Origin of the sequence: Pedobacter sp. FW305-3-2-15-E-R2A2, assembly GCF_038446955.1 — a bacterium.
Taxonomy (GTDB): Bacteria; Bacteroidota; Bacteroidia; order Sphingobacteriales; family Sphingobacteriaceae; genus Pedobacter.
Map to the genome: position 1 here is coordinate 4,291,107 of NZ_CP151803.1, position 19,740 is coordinate 4,310,846.

General features: G+C 41.4%; 20 protein-coding genes. 8 read left to right on the forward strand and 12 right to left on the reverse strand.

The features are described 5' to 3' along the window. Window positions 1–122: 122 nt before the first annotated feature. On the forward strand, window positions 123–590 hold the full coding sequence (locus AAFF35_RS17115) for a hypothetical protein (RefSeq protein WP_342327749.1): 468 nt from the start codon (window positions 123–125) through the stop codon (window positions 588–590). Between the two features lie 179 nt (window positions 591–769). On the opposite strand, the gene AAFF35_RS17120 is transcribed toward AAFF35_RS17115, so the two are convergent. After that, on the reverse strand, window positions 770–1,531 hold the full coding sequence (locus AAFF35_RS17120) for a helix-turn-helix transcriptional regulator (RefSeq protein ID WP_342327750.1): 762 nt from the start codon (window positions 1,529–1,531) through the stop codon (window positions 770–772). Between the two features lie 88 nt (window positions 1,532–1,619). Here AAFF35_RS17120 and AAFF35_RS17125 point away from each other — a divergent pair, with 88 nt between their 5' ends. Continuing rightward, the gene (locus tag AAFF35_RS17125) at window positions 1,620–2,396 is read left to right on the forward strand and encodes a DUF3667 domain-containing protein (RefSeq protein WP_342327751.1); all 777 of its coding nucleotides are present in this window, start codon (window positions 1,620–1,622) and stop codon (window positions 2,394–2,396) included. Window positions 2,397–2,692: 296 nt separating this feature from the next. Next, window positions 2,693–3,493 (forward strand): methyltransferase domain-containing protein, encoded by an 801-nt coding sequence (locus AAFF35_RS17130; protein WP_342327752.1) that lies wholly within the window; start codon window positions 2,693–2,695, stop codon window positions 3,491–3,493. 10 nt (window positions 3,494–3,503) lie between these two features. Here AAFF35_RS17130 and AAFF35_RS17135 read toward each other — a convergent pair whose 3' ends face one another. Genes AAFF35_RS17135 through AAFF35_RS17145 form a run of 3 tightly spaced genes read right to left on the reverse strand, consistent with a single transcriptional unit; the run spans window position 3,504 to window position 5,957 of the window. Next, window positions 3,504–4,340: a maleylpyruvate isomerase N-terminal domain-containing protein gene (locus AAFF35_RS17135; protein ID WP_342327753.1), complete on the reverse strand. Its 837-nt coding sequence runs from the start codon at window positions 4,338–4,340 to the stop codon at window positions 3,504–3,506. A 1-nt stretch (window position 4,341) separates the two neighbouring features. Next, window positions 4,342–4,983 carry a hypothetical protein gene (locus AAFF35_RS17140; protein WP_342327754.1) on the reverse strand — a complete coding sequence of 214 codons (642 nt, stop codon included), beginning with the start codon at window positions 4,981–4,983 and terminating at the stop codon, window positions 4,342–4,344. 11 nt (window positions 4,984–4,994) lie between these two features. After that, window positions 4,995–5,957 (reverse strand): hypothetical protein, encoded by a 963-nt coding sequence (locus AAFF35_RS17145; protein WP_342327755.1) that lies wholly within the window; start codon window positions 5,955–5,957, stop codon window positions 4,995–4,997. 162 nt (window positions 5,958–6,119) lie between these two features. Between AAFF35_RS17145 and AAFF35_RS17150 the strand changes: the two genes are divergently transcribed. Further along, window positions 6,120–6,272: an alpha/beta hydrolase gene (locus tag AAFF35_RS17150; protein ID WP_342327756.1), complete on the forward strand. Its 153-nt coding sequence runs from the start codon at window positions 6,120–6,122 to the stop codon at window positions 6,270–6,272. Window positions 6,273–6,341: 69 nt separating this feature from the next. Here the strand turns inward: AAFF35_RS17150 and AAFF35_RS17155 are convergent, their stop codons facing one another. From AAFF35_RS17155 to AAFF35_RS17170, 4 genes are all read right to left on the reverse strand, one after another. Continuing rightward, window positions 6,342–7,775, reverse strand: a complete 1,434-nt coding sequence (locus AAFF35_RS17155) for a TolC family protein (protein ID WP_342327757.1) — start codon at window positions 7,773–7,775, stop codon at window positions 6,342–6,344. Continuing rightward, window positions 7,768–10,932 (reverse strand): efflux RND transporter permease subunit, encoded by a 3,165-nt coding sequence (locus AAFF35_RS17160; protein WP_342327758.1) that lies wholly within the window; start codon window positions 10,930–10,932, stop codon window positions 7,768–7,770. The genes AAFF35_RS17155 and AAFF35_RS17160 overlap by 8 nt, the downstream gene beginning before the upstream one ends. Window positions 10,933–10,970: 38 nt before the next feature. Continuing rightward, window positions 10,971–12,053: an efflux RND transporter periplasmic adaptor subunit gene (locus AAFF35_RS17165; RefSeq protein WP_342327759.1), complete on the reverse strand. Its 1,083-nt coding sequence runs from the start codon at window positions 12,051–12,053 to the stop codon at window positions 10,971–10,973. A gap of 156 nt (window positions 12,054–12,209) precedes the next feature. Beyond that, complete coding sequence (locus AAFF35_RS17170) at window positions 12,210–12,596, reverse strand: hypothetical protein (protein ID WP_342327760.1); 387 nt, start codon at window positions 12,594–12,596, stop codon at window positions 12,210–12,212. Between the two features lie 198 nt (window positions 12,597–12,794). On the opposite strand from AAFF35_RS17170, the gene AAFF35_RS17175 reads away from it, so the two are divergent. Genes AAFF35_RS17175 through AAFF35_RS17185 form a run of 3 tightly spaced genes read left to right on the forward strand, consistent with a single transcriptional unit; the run spans window position 12,795 to window position 15,400 of the window. Continuing rightward, a complete protein-coding gene (locus AAFF35_RS17175; protein WP_342327761.1) occupies window positions 12,795–14,072 on the forward strand; it encodes a hypothetical protein in 1,278 nt (425 codons plus the stop codon). A gap of 11 nt (window positions 14,073–14,083) precedes the next feature. Continuing rightward, window positions 14,084–14,923 (forward strand): hypothetical protein, encoded by an 840-nt coding sequence (locus AAFF35_RS17180; protein ID WP_342327762.1) that lies wholly within the window; start codon window positions 14,084–14,086, stop codon window positions 14,921–14,923. Window positions 14,924–14,935: 12 nt separating this feature from the next. Continuing rightward, entirely contained in the window at window positions 14,936–15,400 is a 465-nt protein-coding gene (locus AAFF35_RS17185) for a DinB family protein (RefSeq protein WP_342327763.1), read from the forward strand. 9 nt (window positions 15,401–15,409) lie between these two features. On the opposite strand, the gene AAFF35_RS17190 is transcribed toward AAFF35_RS17185, so the two are convergent. The 3 genes from AAFF35_RS17190 to AAFF35_RS17200 all read right to left on the reverse strand — a co-directional run bounded on the left by AAFF35_RS17190 (window position 15,410) and on the right by AAFF35_RS17200 (window position 17,202). Then, window positions 15,410–15,856 (reverse strand): DUF6265 family protein, encoded by a 447-nt coding sequence (locus AAFF35_RS17190; protein ID WP_342327764.1) that lies wholly within the window; start codon window positions 15,854–15,856, stop codon window positions 15,410–15,412. Window positions 15,857–15,933: 77 nt separating this feature from the next. Next, window positions 15,934–16,701, reverse strand: coding sequence for a DUF2310 family Zn-ribbon-containing protein (locus AAFF35_RS17195; protein ID WP_342327765.1), 768 nt, complete (start codon window positions 16,699–16,701; stop codon window positions 15,934–15,936). Between the two features lie 15 nt (window positions 16,702–16,716). Beyond that, a complete protein-coding gene (locus tag AAFF35_RS17200) occupies window positions 16,717–17,202 on the reverse strand; it encodes a nuclear transport factor 2 family protein (protein ID WP_342327766.1) in 486 nt (161 codons plus the stop codon). A 242-nt stretch (window positions 17,203–17,444) separates the two neighbouring features. Here AAFF35_RS17200 and AAFF35_RS17205 point away from each other — a divergent pair, with 242 nt between their 5' ends. Beyond that, a complete protein-coding gene (locus AAFF35_RS17205; RefSeq protein WP_342327767.1) occupies window positions 17,445–18,368 on the forward strand; it encodes an AraC family transcriptional regulator in 924 nt (307 codons plus the stop codon). 77 nt (window positions 18,369–18,445) lie between these two features. On the opposite strand, the gene AAFF35_RS17210 is transcribed toward AAFF35_RS17205, so the two are convergent. Continuing rightward, window positions 18,446–19,687 carry a cystathionine gamma-synthase family protein gene (locus AAFF35_RS17210; RefSeq protein ID WP_342327768.1) on the reverse strand — a complete coding sequence of 414 codons (1,242 nt, stop codon included), beginning with the start codon at window positions 19,685–19,687 and terminating at the stop codon, window positions 18,446–18,448. Window positions 19,688–19,740: the final 53 nt, after the last annotated feature.

A 19,740-nucleotide genomic window follows, 5' to 3' on the forward strand; every position in this document is an offset into this window, starting at 1 on the left:
CCCCTGCTGCTGCAATTCAGAGGAGCTTTACATTATTTATAATTTTATGATTACTTTGTCATTTAGGCAATAAGAACGGTTATATTTTACAGGCATAGATTTTTTACGATTAAAACATTTCCATGGAACCCCTCATTATCAGAAAAGCAATGATAAATCTATATGCTTTGTTAGCGTTGTCAGTCGCAGCAATCGCACTTTTTATCTATATTTTTTATGGAGATTTTACACTGATCACGATAGGCATCATCGCTGTTTTCAGTCTATTTCCAGGATGGCTTTTTATTTATGCCCTCCGCGAGCTGATCAGAAAAACACCTCATATGACTTTTACAGAAGAAGGATTGCTCATTAAAGCACATCATTTTTATGCCTGGGAAAACATAGATGATTTTACATTCGGCATCGAGGAAGTAGGACGTGATAATGCCGGAAGCATCTATAAAAATTACATCACATTATTATTAAAAGATGGCAGCGCGGCGAAAGTTCCAGTATCCCATCTGGATAGGAAGGCCGAGGAAATCATGTACTTACTTGGGGAATACAAGCGTAGTTCAGCTGATGCGCAAAGACCTTTGGAACAATAAACACTACTCGATTTCTCCCAAAAACGTCTGCCAGACTTCTTTCGAGTTCCCCACAAACGTTTTAAAATCTTTGGTCAGGTAAATCCGTTGGGCCACATCTAACTCCGTTTTCTTACTGCCATTTAATATTTTAACAGTATAAGTAGTTTGCCAGCTGTCCGACTCTATCTGTTGACTGATCAGATAATTTTGCTGTTTACCGCATAAGAGAGCGCTTCGACGATAGTGCTGACGCCCAAACGCTCAAAGATTCGCCTTCTATAATATTTAACTGTATCCGGAGCGACAAATATTTTTTCTGCGATCTGGTTGATCGTTAGCCCCTGTGCGTGCAGCTGCAAGATTTCGATCTCCCTTTTTGTGAGTTTTGGTTTCTCTGATTTGCGCCAGACATTATTTACCAGATCCAGTTCCCAAATTTCATCAGCGCCCTGTTTGTAGATATAAACGTTGCCCGCATTTTTATGATGCGAAATAGAAACGATACACATCGCCTTCCACAGCTTTCCCTCGCTGGTTAGAAACAAGGGGGTAAGTTTATGATTGATCAGAACAAGTTTACCATCCTTATTCTCCAAATGGAAATCATAAGTGATGCTATACTGCTTTTTTTCCTCCCCCGGCAGCTTTTCGAAGAAATCAAATCCTGCATTATTGATCAGAGTCAACAATTCCAAATCATCTTCAGGAACGTTTTTAAAATAGAACTCATAGCCCATATTCAGAACTTCTTCAGGGGAATGCCCAGCTAAAAACAACGGGTTTTCTGAAACGTACTCAAAAGTCATTTTCTCATAATCAATCACATATACGCTTTCATAGGTTAGCCGCGCAAAAGATTTGAGCGCTTCTAAATAATCTTTCTGAAGAAGGCGGTCCTCTTCAGAGATTTTCCCTACGTTATTCTTAGTAAGCAGGCTTGAACTCATTTTATTCTTCATTTGCCAGGATTAACAGGAGATAAATTTACACTAAAGTGTAGTCTCTGAGAATATTTTTGTGTTGACTTTTGCAGAAACCAACCTCTGTATGATGATGAACCCCGATCCGGTCATGACCATGACGAATTGCAAAAACTGCAACAAGTCTGTCAATGGTAATTTTTGTTGCAATTGCGGTCAGCCGCTAAAGACCAAAAGAGTTGACGGACATTATATCCTGCATGAAATTCAGCATATTTTACATTTTGAAAAGGGCATCTTATATACCGTAAAAGAGTTGCTGATCAGACCGGGACAAAGTATAAGAGAATTCATTACAGCGAACAGAAGCAGATTGGTAAAGCCGATTATATTTATCATCGTCAGCTCCTTAATATACAGCCTGATCAATCATTTCTTTCATATTGAAGAACGATACGCTGACCATCAGCACCTACAAAAAGGCGCAATAAGTTTGATTTTCAACTGGATTCAAAGTCATTATGGCTATGCAAATATCATCATGGGTCTATTTATCGCCTTTTGGCTAAAACTATTTTTCGGAAAGTCCGGCTACAATTTTTTCGAAATATTAATTCTCTTGTGTTTTGTGATGGGAATGGGAATGCTGATGTCTTCTGTTTTTGCACTTTTCGAAGGATTGACCCCACTAAAGCTGAAGAGAATTTCGGACGTGATAGGGATATGCTATTGCGCATGGGCAATTGGACGATTTTACGATCAAAAGAAAGTAACCAGCTATTTAAAAACGCTGGTTGCCTACCTGTTAGGAATGCTGACCTTCTTTATTTCAGCGGTACTTTTAGCTTTCTTAATTGACAAAATCCCCGCTTACATTGGTTTTATCAATTACATTACGTTTTAATAAAGGCAATACTGACCATTGCCTTTATCATCTTAACTATTTATTTTCGAAAGTTACCTCCGGTCGCTACACAACTGGCAAGATATTTACAGGCAACAGAAGTAATCAGCGCTGATGCTCAAAATTACAGTGTTTCAAAAACATTAAATATTTTTGGAGATCCCATTGGAACCTACAAAGGTCAGTGTGGAAAACTCAATACGATCATCATCCGTTCAAGAAAAACGTAGCTTTCAATTGACAAATTTGGTATATTATCCTGCAGAAAATTCAATGTCCTTTATAAAGCAAAAATCATGACTGACATCAATTACCTCGCCATCAACAAACAATCCTGGAATAACAGAACAGACGCACATTTAAAATCAGCATTCTACGATCTTGATGGCTTTTTAAAAGGAAAATCTTCGCTCAATGACATTGAGTTAAATCTATTGGGCAATATTGAAGGGAAATCAATTCTACATTTACAATGTCACTTTGGCCAGGATACCATTTCTTTAAGTCAGCTTGGAGCCGAAGTTACCGGAGTTGACCTTTCAGATAAAGCCATAGAAAGTGCAAAAAGCATTGCAAGCCAAATGAACTCAACAGCTAAATTCATCTGTTGTAACATTTACGACCTACCCAATCATTTAGAGCAAAAGTTCGATATCATTTTTACAAGTTACGGAACAATCACCTGGTTGCCCGACCTTCAGGAATGGGCAAAACTCATCTCAAATTACCTGAAACCTGAGGGACGATTCATATTCGCAGAATTCCATCCTGTGGTATGGATGTTTGACGATAATTTCGAGACTGTTGCCTACAATTACTTCAATTCAGGTCCGATTCTCGAAACTGAAAGTGGAACTTATGCTGACCGGAATGCCGAAATTACCCAACAGTATGTTTGCTGGAACCATAGTATGGCTGAGGTCATCAGCGCTTTAATTACAAATGGACTTGAGATCAAGACTTTCCAGGAATTCGACTATTCACCATATAATTGCTTTAATAAGACCATCGAGTTTGAACCAGGAAAATATAGAATTGAACATTTGGACGACAAGATACCGATGGTTTATGCCATTGAAGCAACCAGGAAACCATAAATCTTTTTAATCAGGCCATTACGGCAACTATCTGTAAAACCTGTTGCCCCAGTTGCTGATCACCAATGAGCTCGGTTTCTTTTAAAACCTGTGCTGGTCTCAGACTTTTAGAGAATAATTTCCAGGCAATGTCGGGGGCGATTTTCACGATAGCATTGGCCTTAACATTCGTTTCTTTGTTCAGGGTCCATTCCTGCTCTCCTTTAACAATATTCCATTGTCCGCCGATTTCAGTGGTTACGATTAGGGAAACAACCGTTCCCTGTGCCGCTGAGACCTCTCTAAAAGTATGAGGGAAGGCATACATAAAAGTATCAAGAAAAGGATCATACAATTCCTTTATCATCAATCCCGGTTTACCCAGGGCATCCCTGATTTGTTGTTGATGTAAGAATTTCTCGGTGTATTCCCTGGCAATATGAAACCAGTTCGCTGAACTTTCCTGCCCTGCCCAGGCAACCGGAAATACAGCATTTTCAAATGGTTCAAGGGAATTAAGATGTGCTGAATACTGCTGTCCTGTTATTTCTAAGAGGAAGGTCAATACTTTAGGACTAAGTCTTTTCGTGGCGTTTGTCCAGGTCATATTCAGATGATTGAGATAAGCCGTCAGGTCCTGAAAAGAGTTTATATTCTCTGCCTTAGTGCCGAAATAACCATCTCTTGAGGCAGACAATGTTCTCAAATTACCATCGAGCAGATGAGCGGCAACATCTTTTACTTTCCAAAGTTTTGCTACGGTCTGCGCCTCCCATTCCTCATCGGTTAAATCGTTCAACAGGTTGATCAGCATTTTGTCCAATACAGGGAACAAATGTAAAGTTTCAATTTCTATCTTGTTCTTCATCTCAGCGTTCTGTTTTTGATGATTTCACAAACTCACCTGCGTCGATCGCACCGAAGGTTTTCTTTTCCTCATCCCATAAATAAGCCTTATAATTTAGCGAAGTGGATTCTGCCTCTTCTTTACAAATTGCAGCAATAAATAACCTGCTGTCTGGCTTCATCACTGCGGCATCTTCCATATAAAAACAGGAATTCTCTTCTCCTAAAGGCAGGTCATAAATTTTCCCATCCCTTACGTCTACCATAAAACCTAAAATGCAGCCTGCGCCGCATCCGAAAGTAACGGCAATGTAATGCGCCGCAAAATTGATCTCGCCGTTTTTATAGCCCTCAGTAATCCGGGTTCTAAAACCCCTTGCCTCCGGATAGCTTTGCCAATCTATCGCGGCCTTACCTGCTGGTGTTCGCGCCTCAGTCTGATACTTCTTAAAATCTATGCTATCCACAGCACTGGCCCGGCTTTCCTCCCTAGTGTCTGAGACCGGAATTTCCGCAGAAACGGCTTTTACCGTTGTGTCTGTGAGCACCACAGCAGCTTCAACGCTATCGGCTTTAGGCGGATTACTGTCCCTGGTCGAAGTTTCATTTCTGCAGGCGCCCGCAAGGCCAATAACCAGGAATAATAGCGGTACTAGTTTTTTCATCGCTAAATAGTTTAATCGATTTTTACATTTTCCTTTAGAAAGTCAAAATACTTCTCTTCTTCCGTTTCAAAGAGCTCCTCTCCTTCCAGCATATATGCCCGAAGCAGGAATTCTTTAGCATCGTTGAACTCGTTAACTTCGAAAAACAGCTCCCCTAAACGCAACATCACAAATGGATTTTCATAGGCATTGGTTTCGATATTCCCTTTTGCATTTAAAAAATGGACTAGTGATTCTTCGAACTCATTTAACATAAAATAGCCATCACCGATAGAAGTTTCCAACCAAAATGTTTCTCCATATAAGTTCTGCGGAGAGGGAATCAATGCTAATGCTTCCGACCAGACCTCAATACATTCCTGAAATTTATCTTCATCAAATAAGTCGCTGCCTTGCTCACTTAACACATCAATACGATCGGTCAGTTCGGCTGAAAGTTCGGCTAACTCAGTCTTAAGTACAGGGAAAGGCAGCGATAAAACTTCTTTCTGAAATAGTTTCAGAATCTCCTCATTGTCGTTCAATTTCTTTTTGGCAATGTCGAAATAAAAAGCAGGCTTATCGTTGAAATCTCTTTTCGTAGCGCCGTATTTTATCGCCTGATAAAAAGCCTCCTTTGCCAGATCCGGCTGACCGAGAAACAGTAAGGTCTCCCCATGTAATATGTAGGGAATGGTATGATAGATCTTATAACCACAAGTCTCCAGATCCCTGATCCAGTCTTTAGCCACCTGAACTGCCTCCTCGTATTTTCCTGTTGCATTTAAAACCGGAATCAATTCAGATAATATCATATGTGATACGGGAGTATTGTATTTGGACTCCGGCAGCTTTTCCCAAGCCGACCTTATTTTCCCTAAAGACGCTTCGGTCTTGCCATTTTCCAGTAGTTCAGAAGCCTCATCCGCCAAATCAAAAATTTCGTTTTCTAATTCGTTAGAGATGCTGTCTGCAACGCGTATATCGTTCTTCATATTTCGGTTTAAAATTTAATAATCGGTAAGCGCATTAAAACTATAAATTTCATAAGGAGGAAACATTTTAGTTAAAATGCAGGCAATATCGTCTAAAAATTTATTAAAAAATATTATCAGTAGATTTATCCCTGTAAATTTAGAAAAAGCCATCTAAGAAGGATGTCGACAAAAATATTGATTCTGCCCGGACTGGGTGGTTCGGGAGAAAACCACTGGCAAAGTTTTTGGTCAATGCATCTTGAGCACGTTGTTCGGCTGGAACAGGACCATAGCCTTGCTGTTTCATTGGTAGCCCATTGGGAGGACAGCTGATTTAAAACGTTTAAACAAATAAAAATGCCCCGCGACAAGTTAACTTATCGCGGGGCATTGCAGCAGATGCTATTGCCAGCCTCCACCTAAATCCCTGTAGAAATGAACTACGGCATTCAATTGTTCTTTCTTGGTTTCTATCAGTTCGAGTTTAGATTCCAATGCATCTCTTTGAGTCATCAGGACTTCAAAATAATTCACTCTGGCAGATTTGAACAAGTCGTTCGAAACAACGATTGACCTGTCCAGTGCTTCCACCTGCTGCGATTTCAGGCCATACCCTTTTTCCAGATTACTGATTTTGGAAAGCTGATTAGAAACCTCCAAATATGCATTCAGAATCGTACGTTCATAATTATACATGGCCTGAAGCTGCCTTGCATTGGCACTTAGGAACTCCGCTTTGATTGCATTTCTGTTGATCAGCGGTCCGGCGATATCTCCTGCAAGCGAATAAAGCACCGATTCCGGAAACTTTAAAAAGTAGGACGGCTTAAATGCCTGTAAACCTATCGCCGCTGAAATATCCAGAGAAGGATAAAATTCTGCCCTTGCCACTTTCACATCCAGCTTTGCTGCCGTCAATTCCAGTTCCGCCTGTTTGATATCCGGACGGTTGGCCAGCAATTGCGAAGGAATCCCCGAATGAACAGCAGAAGGTAACAAACTTAAAAAGTTTCCTTTATCCCGTTTGATCTCCTGTGGATAGCGGCCGAGTAAAAAGTTAATCCTGTTTTCTGTTTCTTTTATTTTTTGAAGAATCTCAAATTCCATACTTTTTGAGGTCAGCACTTCTGCCTGAAACTTTTGAACGGCCAATTCCGTAGCCCGGGCAGCTTCTTTCTGAACTTTGACAATCTCCAAGGCATTTTTTTGCAGTGCGATGTTCTGTTTTACAATTTCCAGCTGGTTATCCTGAGCCAACAACTCGTAATATGAATCTGCAACTTCTGCAATCAGGTTAGTGACCACAAAGTTTTTGCCCTCTACGGTCGATAAATACCTGCTGATTGCTGCTTTCTTAGAATTCCGTAATTTCTTCCAGATGTCTACCTCCCAATTCGCATGAATGGCCAAAGAATAATCCATCAGCGGATCAGGCATAGCCTTACCCGGAACAATTTCCGTGGAAGCATCGCCTGCCCCCTGACTGGTATACCTACCTACTTTTTCAACACCCAGACCTGCTCCTATCCCAACGTGGGGTAACAAATCACCCTTCTTCACCCGGATGTCATTCTTTGCGATTTCAATTTCCTGCAAAGTGATCATCAGTTCCTGATTATTCTTCAAAGCCGTATCAATCAAATCGACCAGATTCTGATCTTTAAAGAAACTACGCCATGGCATTGCCGACATATTAGTGGTATCCCGAGCCTTGTCGTAGGCCCCGGGAACAGTTAATTTTGCCGTCGGCGTCACCACCGACGGAACCTTACAGCCAGCTATCGCAAGACCTATACTCAACGCAATGATGCATCGATTTAAATTCAGTTTATACATTGTGATCGATTTCTTCTGTTAATGGGTTTTCTTCTTCATTTTTAACGAGCTTATGTTTTTCTGCAATCCTGGCGAATATATAATACAAGCCCGGGATGATTAACACACCGCAAAGCGTTCCTAAAAGCATTCCACCAGCGGCAGCAGAACCGATGGTCCGGTTCCCAATTTTACCTGGTCCTGAGGCGAATACCAAAGGGATCAATCCGGCAATAAAGGCAAAGGAAGTCATCAGGATTGGACGGAACCTCACCGCAGCACCTTCCATCGCTGCCTGAAGTACAGTTGCTCCGGCGCGATGCTTCTGAACGGCAAATTCTACAATCAGCACGGCATTCTTACCTAATAAACCAATCAGCATCACAAAAGCCACCTGCGCATAAATATTGTTTTCCAGACCGCATATTTTCAGCAATAAAAAAGCACCGAAAATCCCACAAGGAAGGGAAAGAATCACCGATAATGGTAAGATAAAACTTTCATACTGTGCTGCCAGAATCAGGTATACAAATCCCAGACAGATCAGGAAGATATAGATCGCTTCATTGCCACGGGATACTTCGTCTTTGGAAATACCCGCCCAATCGATACTAAATCCTCTTGGTAAGGTCTTTTCTGCCACTTCATTGATTGCATTAATGGCCGCACCACTACTGTAACCCGGCGCGGAAGAGCCACTGATTTCTGAAGCATTGTACATATTGTGCCGGGTAATTTCCGACAGGCCATACACCTTCTCCATTTTCATGAAAGCAGAAAAAGGCACCATCTCCTCCCGGCTGTTTTTCACATACAACTTCAGGATATCCTCCGGCAATGCACGGTATTGAGGCAAAGCCTGCACCATCACCTTATATTGACGGTCATACTTAATAAAATTGGTCTCGTAATTACTTCCTACCAAAGTAGAGAGCGTGTTCATCGCATTTTCAATGGTGACTCCTTTTTGCTGGGCCAGGTCATTATCCACCCTTAACATATATTGAGGAAAACCTGCACTGTAAAAGGTGAATACCGAAGATAGCTCCGGACGTTTACTCAATTCTTTTACAAAGTCCTTACTCACCGTTTCCATTTTCTTGAAATCACCAGATCCGGCTTTGTCCAGTAAACGAAGCTCAAAACCTCCCGCAGCTCCATATCCAGGCACTGCCGGCGGTTGGAAAAATTCAATCGTCGCACCGGAAATCTCTGAAGATTTTTCTTCCAGCTCCTTCATCACTTCTTCCACAGAATGTTTACGGTCTTCCCAGCTTTTCAGGTTGATCAGGCAGGTCCCGGAGTTTGCACTCGTTCCTTCCGTCAGAATTTCGTAACCAGCCAGAGCCGAAACAGATTGCACCCCCTCTACCTTTTCAGCGATCTTCTGTAACCTTTCTGCAATTTCATTCGTTCTTTCCAATGAAGATCCCGGAGGCGTCTGGATAATGGCATAGAACATCCCCTGATCCTCGTTCGGAATAAAGCCTGAAGGAAGACTATTGTTCAGGAAATACGTTCCGGCACAGAAGGCAATCAGCACAGCGAAAGTCACCATTCTACGGCTGATAATGCTGCCGAGTACCTTCTGATACTTTCCTGAAAGCTTATCGAAGCCATTGTTAAAACCGTCCATGAACTTATCCAATCCATTTTTCTTTTGCGACTTACCATGGTTTTTCAATAAGATCGCACATAATGCCGGGGTAAGCGTCAATGCCACGATACCGGAAAGAATAATCGCTGTGGCCATCGTAATGGAAAACTGACGGTAAAATATCCCAACCGGTCCAGACATAAAGGCCACCGGAATAAACACTGCCGCCATCAAAAAGGTGATGGCAATAATGGCTCCACTGATTTCATGCATCACTTTTTTTGTCGCCTTTCTTGCAGAGATATGCAGTTCATGCATCTTTGCATGCACCGCTTCGATGACGACAATCGCATCATCGACCACGACCCCAATCGCCAGTACCAGTGCAAACAGCGTCACGAGGTTAATCGTGATTCCGAAAAACTGCATAAAGAAAAAGGTTCCGATCAAGGATACCGGAACGGCAATGGCAGGGATCAGTGTAGAACGCCAATCACCAAGAAAGAGGAACACGACCAAGCCAACCAGGATAAAAGCTTCCACCAAAGTGTGAATCACTTTTTCAATTGAGGCATCGAGGAATTTCGAAACATCATAACTGATCTCATAATCTACCCCTTTTGGAAAAGAACTTTTCTTGATCTCCTCCATTTTGGCCTTGATGTCTTTAATTACCTGACTGGCATTACTTCCATAAGATTGTTTCACCGTAATTGCTGCCGAAGCTTTGCCATTCAGGTTAGAGTAAATGTCATACATTGAACTCCCGAACTCTATATTCGCCACATCTTTTAAACGAAGAATCTCTCCTTTTGGAGTAGAACGTAGAATGATATTTTCATATCCTTCTTTGGTCGTAAAACGTCCCGGATATTTCAATACGTACTCAAAAGACTGAGATCTTTTTCCGGAACTTTCACCCGTTTTACCCGGCGAAGCCTCTAAACTTTGTTGGTTCAAGGCTTCCAAAACTTCATCTGCAGATATTTTATAAGCCAACATCCTGTCGGGCTTTAGCCAGATGCGCATTGCATATTCCCGGTTCCCCAAAATATCAGCCACACCAACACCGTCTACCCGCTTCAATTCTGAAAGCACATTGATATCTGCGAAATTGAACAGAAACTTCTGATCCATCTTCGGATCCTTGCTGTACAGGTTGATATACATTAACATGTTGGATTCTTCACGCGTGATCTTCACCCCTTCACGTACCACCAATGGCGGCAGTTTATTGACTACCGAGGCCACACGGTTCTGAATGTTTACCGAGGCCTGATTTGGATCTGTGCCCAGGTTAAAGACCACCTGAATCGAGGCTTCTCCATCATTACCGGCATCAGAAGCCATGTATTTCATTCCCGGAACACCATTGATGGCCCGTTCCAGGGGGATAATTACCGATTTGATCATGAGCTCACCATTTGCTCCCGGATATTCTGCGGTGATGTTCACCTTAGGCGGTGAGATCGATGGAAATTGTGTAACCGGCAGGTGGCTCAATGCCAGCACACCCAGAAACACAATAATGAGCGATATTACTATAGAAAGGACTGGCCTTTGTATAAACTTATTAAACATTTGTTTATATTTTTAATGATAGATACCAAACTGGACAGCTATTCTGCTTTTAAACGCAGACGGGAAAGAACTTCTTTAGGCGCAAGGTGCTCGCTTTTGATCTTTTCGTCGTCCTTTACCTTCTGAACGCCTTCCAGCAGAATGCTGTCGGTTTCAGAAAGACCACTGCCAACAACATACATATCAGGCATTTCCGCAGCAATGGTAATATTTCTGGAATGGACTACATTGTCTTTTCCCACCACAAATACATACATCTTATCCTGAATCTCATAAGTTGCTTTCTGAGGGATGATCAATGCATTTCTGAGCGGAACCAGCATCTGTATTTTTCCGGTTTCACCATTTTTTAACAACTTGTTTGGGTTAGGAAAGCGTGCTCTGAAAGCGATATTACCTGTTTCGCTATCGAATTCACTTTCTACCACTTCGACATTTCCTTTGTCTTTCAAAAGTTCATTATTGGCCAATAACAGACTTACTTTATTGTCCGCACGTGCTTTGACATTGGTTTGGTATTCTAAATATTCAGGCTCTGAAACATTAAAGTAGGCAAATACCTGACTGTTATCAGAAAGGCTGGTTAGCAATGCGCCTTCGTCAACAAGACTTCCTATTTTCAAAGGAATCCGGTCTATGGTCCCATCAAAAGGGGCTCTGATTTCGGTAAATGACAAATGGAGCTTAGCCAGTGCAACTTCCGCTTTCGCCTGGTCCAACTTGGCCTGAGCCATGGCCTGCTCGTTTTTGGAAACTACATTTTTATCGGCCAGCAACTTGACATTTTTGAGTTCTATCTCTTCTGCCTTTACTTCGGCCTGCGCTTTCCGCAATTCTGCTTCATAAACTTTAGGCATGATCTTAAACAGCAGCTGACCAGCTTTTACAGACTGGCCTTCATCCACATAAATGTTTTGCAGGTATCCTTTTTCCTGCGCCCGGAGCTCAATGTTACGAACAGAACGGATTTGCGAAACATATTCCTTGGTAAAGGAAGTATCCGTCTTTAAAGGATTGGTGGTGGTAAACTTGCTGTCTTCTTTTTTCTCCTCTTTTTTTGAGGTACAGCTGGCAAGGTTCAACAAGGCAATAGCAGCCGTGAACACGATTGTTTTCTTCATGATATTTAGTGGGAAATTAAGCGAATAAGTTCCTGAAATTCAATGATTGATCAACGAACCCTCAGGACATAACTAATCGTCGGTCTCCAGGCCATCAGCCAGGGGATGATCACAAACCAGAAACCGATGGATGGATGGATGGATGGATGGAAATCCTCAGATCCTTAAAACTCTTTGTTTGATGTAAATTGGAGAAGTGTCGCCACAGAAAGGCGGGAATGTTTTAAAATGCTGGTGGTAGTCTTCTAAAATTAAAGCCGGGAAAAAGCTCAGGTACCACTTGTCGCATAAAAGATAATTGCTGTGTGTAAGCCCATGCTGAAGGTCATCACCATTGGTGTGTTCTTCATCTAAATCACCTTCTTCAGATACGGTGAGGTCCAGGTCTGCAGTTGCAAAATTTGTGGGTTCGCTTTTAGCAAGCCTGTGATGAGAACAATGACTAACAGGAGGCATAGAATGATGCGCTGTACCTGCATGAATATCATTCCCCCTGCATAGCAGATGGGAAAACAGGAAAACGAAAAACACAACTACTCTCATTCGGCCGCAAAAATAATCAAAGTATTGAAAGAAAAAAATCCAGACAATAAATTGATTAAAAGATTAGAGATGAATGACATAATTTGCGCATTTAAAAAGAATTGCCATAAAATCCTGCCTTTTTATTAATTTCAATAATTATTTAACCTCTTGGCAGCTGAGCGTCTCCAGATCAGCTGTCGATCTCATCAAAACAATATGCAAAATTGGAATACCGAATTTTTTGAAAAGCTTTATGCTAAACTCTCCATTTCCCTGATTGAAAATTCCCATAAACAGTTATTCGTGATGTCCAGTCCCGGCAAGTTTCTTCCTTCCGGCCTGAATCCTAACGTAAAACCGGAAGATGCGGCAATTCTTTCCTCGATTTTTGACTATGCTCCTGCGTTCAGTTGGCTTGAAAAACAGAAAGGCAGGAAAATCTCCGAAGTGTACAATTCAATTTTGAATTGTAAGGAAAGCCCGGTCAGCAGCGGAATATCCGAACAAAGAGCCCAGCAGTTAAGAGATGCAGAAAGGCACTACGGTGACCATATCCAGGAATATCAGTTTTACAAATACGCTTATGAAGCTGTACAACTCGAATACCTGAGTGCCAAGGCAACTCAGGAAAACGGTGGCGCAAAAATACCGAGAAATTTGATGATGAGACTTGATCAGGCCATCAACAAGTGGATTGCAAAAGGTCAAAAAAACGGGATGGAACTCAGTTTAGCCATCATAAAGGAATACAAGCTTTTAGATGCAGCTGCTTTTTGGAAGCAGGCAGGGGAACAGTTTAAAAATGGACAGCAGACCACCAATACAGGGGCTGTTTTTCAGTTAACAGACTTCTACCCCAGTTACAAGTATTGGTTTGAGAATTCTGGCTGGAGCGCTTTCAGCTTTGACCAGCAAGACCTTGATCATCAACGCAAATCAGAGTTGACGAGGGATCTGGATCCTTCCTTTGGCCTTTTCAACCTTTCCAATAAGCAAAGTGATCGGAACCAGCAATCCTTTTTAAAAATAGCGGAAACTGCAATAAAGGTAGAATGTCAACTCACGCAGGTCCACATCGAAAGAAATTGGCTCAATCCTCTGGTACTCTCCAGCAGGGACTGGCGCATGGACAAGAACTCCCCGGAACCGGATCTGTCGTTGTCAAGTGGGGCCGACTTAGAAAAAGGTATCCTGCCTGTTGGAGAGATGACTTTATTGCCCGTCTCGGCGATCATTTGCAAAAACTTAAGGGTCAATGGCCACTTTGAAAAGGATGTGGTTCAAAAAATCAATGAGGAAATGGAGCGCGGTGTGCAGGCTGTTGGCTTCGGTCCTTTTGCCATCGCTGATAAGCGCTATGGACAAAATCAAAGGGTCAGGGGCACAATTACCAATCAAGTTATTGAAGTTGCTGAGGAGCAAATCATCGGGATCATTTGTAAGGTGCTGCCAAAAATGCCCAACCCAAATCCTGAACTGCCCTGGAAAAAATAGAAAAAACAGACATGACAGAAATCAGCCTAAACAACAAGCTCTTCAATATCAATGAATTGCGACACATTATGCCACAACTGATAGACTGGGATCTCCAACCAGTGGCCGGGAGAGCTGTATATAGAAAAAGAGAGCGTTATGCTCATCTTGAAATAAAATTATACCCATCGGATTCCTACTATAGCCATGTGATATGGAACACAGACCAAACTTACTTCCCCTATGACATCGGTATCAGTAAGGCCATTGAAGAATATCTTTTATTTTTCACTAACTATTTGTCGGTCTTAAAAGGCGATGACATTAAACTGGTTTTTGAAATCACCGATGGGACTTTTCACGTGGTAGATTCCGACAGTAGAACCTATGGTTATGCTGCGTTGTATGCCCTGGTCGATTGTTTTGATAAATCCTATAACAGCATCAATGAATTTAAAATTGAGCAAATTGCCAGAATGAAGGCTGAGGCTCCCGCATTTTTTAAATCAGAAGGCATACATTTCACAATAGAGGAGCTATTTCGGTCATTAGAAAATATAGCCTTGACCAGCAGCGTAAAGGAGCTCGTCAATCACATCTCTGATGAGGAGCTCAGTCTTTATCTGAAACAATGTAGTGAAAACAGCTTGAACGATCGGATAAAGCCGAAACTATCAGAAGAGCGGGTCACCTGGTTTAAAGAGCACAAAGTGTTGTCCCGGTATGGTCACTTGTCTCAGATCGGTCTCTGGCATATCGCCATTGCCCGGCGAAACGAATATTTTTTCTCGAGCTACTTTGGGCTATATAACGATCCTGAATTAAAGAAATATATGGACATGCATAAACCATCACCCCCATCCGGACAATAATAAATTTCAACTATGAACCTGACCGCACAAATTGCAAAACACTTTAGAGAAGTTCATTTCGGAGGAAACTGGACTTGTTCCAACCTAAAAGACAACATGGCCAATGTAACCTGGCAACAGGCGATCACGCCAGTTCAAAACCTGAATACCATTGCCGCACTCGTTTATCATGTGAATTATTATGTAAGCGCCGTCCTGAAAGTATTACAGGGAGCACAACTCGATGCTAAAGATGAATACAGCTTTAACCATCCTCCCATCTGTTCCGAGGAAGACTGGGAAGCATTGAAAAACAAAGCCCTGGCCGATGCTGAAAAATTCGCAGATCTGATTGAACAACTACCGGAACAACGGCTTTGGGAATATTTTGAGGAAGAGAAATACGGGATTTATTATAGAAATATCCATGGAATCATAGAACATACCCATTACCATTTGGGACAGATTGCCCTGATCAAAAAAATGCTGAGGGCTTAAACATCCTTCCTATTTTCGCTTCCTCATTTTATAAGAAAAGCCTTTGTCATTTTCTCCTAATACCTCCACAAAAATGGTCGTATCGTTTAATTTAGTGTATTGGACCTTTTTAGGAAAATCGTGCGAGAGGTTCTCAAAAGAGTACTTGTTTTTCAGGCTTTTGTTCAGCTCAAAATCAATGGTTTTTCCATTATTCTGGTCTGGCACTGTTGCCTGATAAACAATTTTGCCGGAACTCGCTTTTATAGAAAAATATTCTGTAACAACTTTTTGTCCGCCTTTCATTTTATACCCATTTCCTTCCAGCAGGGAATCGTTGACTACTTTCCAGCTTTCATAGTTTTCCTTATTTTCTGTTTTCCAGGTTCCCGCTAAAAAGCCAAGCCCGTTTAATCTGTCTTTTCCAATAAAAGAGCTGAAGGTAAGGAGTATACCTAAGGTGATTAATGTCTTCATGCTATAAAATTACGAATATATATTACCATCCTTTTTATCTTGTTCGTGCTTACAAACTGAGCACAGCAAATATTTTCCTATGAACAACTCGAAAGCGTAGATACTAACCTGCACTGATCACATTTAAAATCATACCGCTCATGTAACTGCGGTTGCAGCCCCCAACTGTTACCGCAGCCCGGACAGGCCCTGGTCAGGTCATCCTCTTTATATCTTAAGTAATTATGTAAGTAATAATAAGTCGGTGTATTCGTCAGACCTTCCAATGTCCTGCAAATTTTCAATCCCTGTTTTGTCAATGTCGATTTTAAATTTTCCATTTGGTTTAAAGCCCAACGTTCGCCGACATAACAATTCATTTGTAAAGTATCACAGGAAATATAATCACTTTCCCAACTTAGAATAGGTACATAGCCATGGTCTTTATATTTGGGAAGCCGGTATAAAGGAACGGACTGGTGACAAGTCCCACAAAATATGGGAGATTCAATCGTAACGTAGTTTGTAATTAAAATATAGAAATCACTCTTTTTACATTTACAGGCCGACTTATAATCTGCTGAAGTTTTCCCAACCGTTTTGATTTGAATTTTAGCCGCACACAGCTGTTCTATTTTGTCAATTTGCCGCTCGGTATAAAAGTTATTGTATTTCCGGTCTAAGGAGTCCTTTTCCAATGTGAATGGAAGAGAAATAATTTTACGCCCTGCAATGTATTGTGATTCGATCCTCCCCTGACTTTGTCCGTTACCACGATAATAACAGGTCAGCATATTCATCTCTTCAAAGATCTCGTCTTTGTCGGCCTTACTCTTTATTTCGATTTGAATTTTCTGAATATACATGTATGTTTCTATTGGTTAAGGCTTACCTGGCCTATTCAAATATTCCTGATGGCCAAAGCTAATAATTCGGGTAGTTTTCCATTTTCCATCCCGCAGTCGCCAAAGCATTACAAATTTCGCTTCGCTGCTCAACTGCTCCTTCTTCCCTTTTTCCGTTGCATAAAAACGATGGATCCCGGTTGCCACTGCGCCGTAGCCATTAATCGGGCTAACCTCCAGACTTCCGGCAACAAGTTCTCTTCTCAGCTTACGTTCGCTTTTAAATGTTTCTTCAAAAGCATCCATATTTTGTTTATAATCTGTTAAGCCACCAGAATCATGATAAAATTCTATGTCTTTAGAGAACAATACTTTTAACGTGTCTAGTGCACGCGTATTAAATGCATTAAATAACACACTGTCCATGCGGGCAATGTCGGCATATAATATTCCTGATGCAGGTGTAGCCGCTTGTCCTTTTGTATTTACAGAGAGGAAACAAATCAGAAATGTTAGTTTCAAAAAGTAAAAGCTCGATATTTTCATACCAGGTGACTGGCCAAGTTTATGCCAAAGGCGAAAATAGTATTAATGCCCTACAATTCAGTAATCTAAATAAACCTGCATGTTCAATAACGAACAGCGGCTGCACCATATTGAACAGCCTCAAACCATGTCTTAAACATTTCAGCGTACAGCTTTATGAAGCCTTAAACCAATCTTAGGAAAATTCTATATAAATTCACCCTCAGAAACGAGCTGATATGGAAACCGATACGACCGAAATTAAGAAAAAAGAAGGCTTTAACGGGCAAAGGGCAATTATGTTACCCAGGTCCATTATTTCAAAAAGCTGTGTTTCCAATCCTTTATTATCCGGAATCTATGTGACCGATATCGGATTCTATCCAAAAGCCGAATTTCATTACCGGGAACGCCAGCAGGGTATTGATCAGTATATCCTGCTTTATTGTACCGCTGGCAAGGGAGAAGTTCAGATTGAAAAAATGCCATATCCCCTTCTTGCCGGGAATTTCATCATCATTCCGGCAGAAAAAGCGCATGCTTATGCCTCCGACAAGAACAACCCATGGACGATTTACTGGGCACACTTCAAAGGACATCTCGTCAAATCCCTGATTGCCTTATTGCTCAGGCGGCAGAAAAATTATAAAGGCTTTGTGCAGTTTAATGAATCGAGAATAAAGCTGTTTGACGACATCTATCTGAATCTGGAGCGGGGATATAGCACAGATAACCTCTGTTATGTAAACACGAGCTTCCAGCATTTTTTATCTTCCTTTATTTTTGATGATAAATTTAACTATTCCTCCAAAAAGGTCATGGTAAATCCGATAGACCTCTCCATTGAATACATGCAAAAAAACCTGCATGCTACCTTTACTTTAGCAGAGGTCGCTAAATCTGTTAATTTATCATCATCGCATTTCTCTGCGCTCTTTAAAGAACAAACCGGATTTGCCCCCATTAAATACTTCAATCAGATTAAAATACAAAAGGCTTGTCAATATCTCCAGTTTACAGACCTCCGCGTTAAAGAAATTGCAGCAGCGCTCGGAATTGATGACCAATATTATTTTTCGAGAATGTTCTCTAAAATAATGGGTGTCGCCCCCCAAGATTATAAAATCAAAAGAGAAACACTCCGGGAAACTAAGTTTTTATAGAAACCGGGATGAACGAGAAAAGGCAAGGAATTCACCTTGCCTTTTTACGATTCTTTACTTGCTAAATTAATTTTTACTTAAAAAGCAGCAAATGCGGCACTAAAATCCGCTATTAGATCATCGATATCTTCAATTCCAACAGATAACCTGATCATCGAATCCGGGATACCCATTTCATCACGTTTTTCCTGGCCCAATTCAAAGAAAATGGTTTGTGCCACCGGAATAGCCAAGGTACGTGTATCTCCAAGATTGCTTGACTTAATCACAAGTTTAAGTTCGTTCAGGAATTCAAGGCAATCTACGCCATCTACTAATGTAAAACTCATTAATCCGCCAAAGCGGTGGAATAAACTGGAAGCCAGTGCATGCTGAGGGTGACTTTTCAATCCGGGATAGTAAACATGACTCACCAGGGGGTGATTTTCAAGAAATTCAGACAATATCGCTGCATTGCCACAAGCGCGATCCAGTCTGAGGGCAATCGTTTCCGAACCCACAGAAATGCTATGCGCAGCCTCCGGAGAAAGTGTTCCTCCCCCATCTCTTAGACCTCTTTTTCTGATTTGTGTGATGCCCTGCATTTCCGGACGAATTTGCTCGCGTATGATTGGGGCAATGTTAGGGAAGCCAAGCCAGTCAAATAAACCGGTATCAGTTACACTACCACCCAATGCATTCCCATGACCACCAATATATTTGGTCAATGAATTGATCACCAAACTTGCTTTTACCGTTGCCGGACGAAACAAATAAGGAGAAGTCATCGTATTATCCACTACATAAATCAATTTCTTTTCTGCGCAAAAGTCGCCGATTGCTCCAAGATCTGATACCTGTGTAGCAGGATTAGCAATGGTTTCCACAAATACCATTCTGGTATTCTCCCGATAAGCTTTTTTGATTTCCTCTGCATCCGTTGAGTCTACGAAAGAGATTTCCAGCCCCATATCTATATAAGTCTGCATCACGCTCCTGGTGTTCCCAAAAAGGTAGGAACTTGCAATGATATGGTCAGAAGCTTTCATTAATGCGAGTATGGTAGAAGAAATAGCAGCCATTCCTGTAGAGAAAGAAACAGTGGCAATTCCTTGCTCCATTTGTGATACTTTTTGTTCCAGCGCAGCGGTTGTCGGATTCCCCTGACGGGAATAAGCGTATCCTTTGGCTTTATTCTGAAAAACATCTACCAGGCCCTGTACATCATCGTATCCCCAGGTTACGGCATTATGGACTGGCTGATGTATGGCTCCGAATTCTGGTTTCAAAAGTCGGTCTGAATGAAGAATGGTGGTAGTAAATCCTTTTGTATTGCTCATTTCAATTGATTAAAGAGGCGAACTTCTGCATTTTATTTTAAAAAAAAGACGAT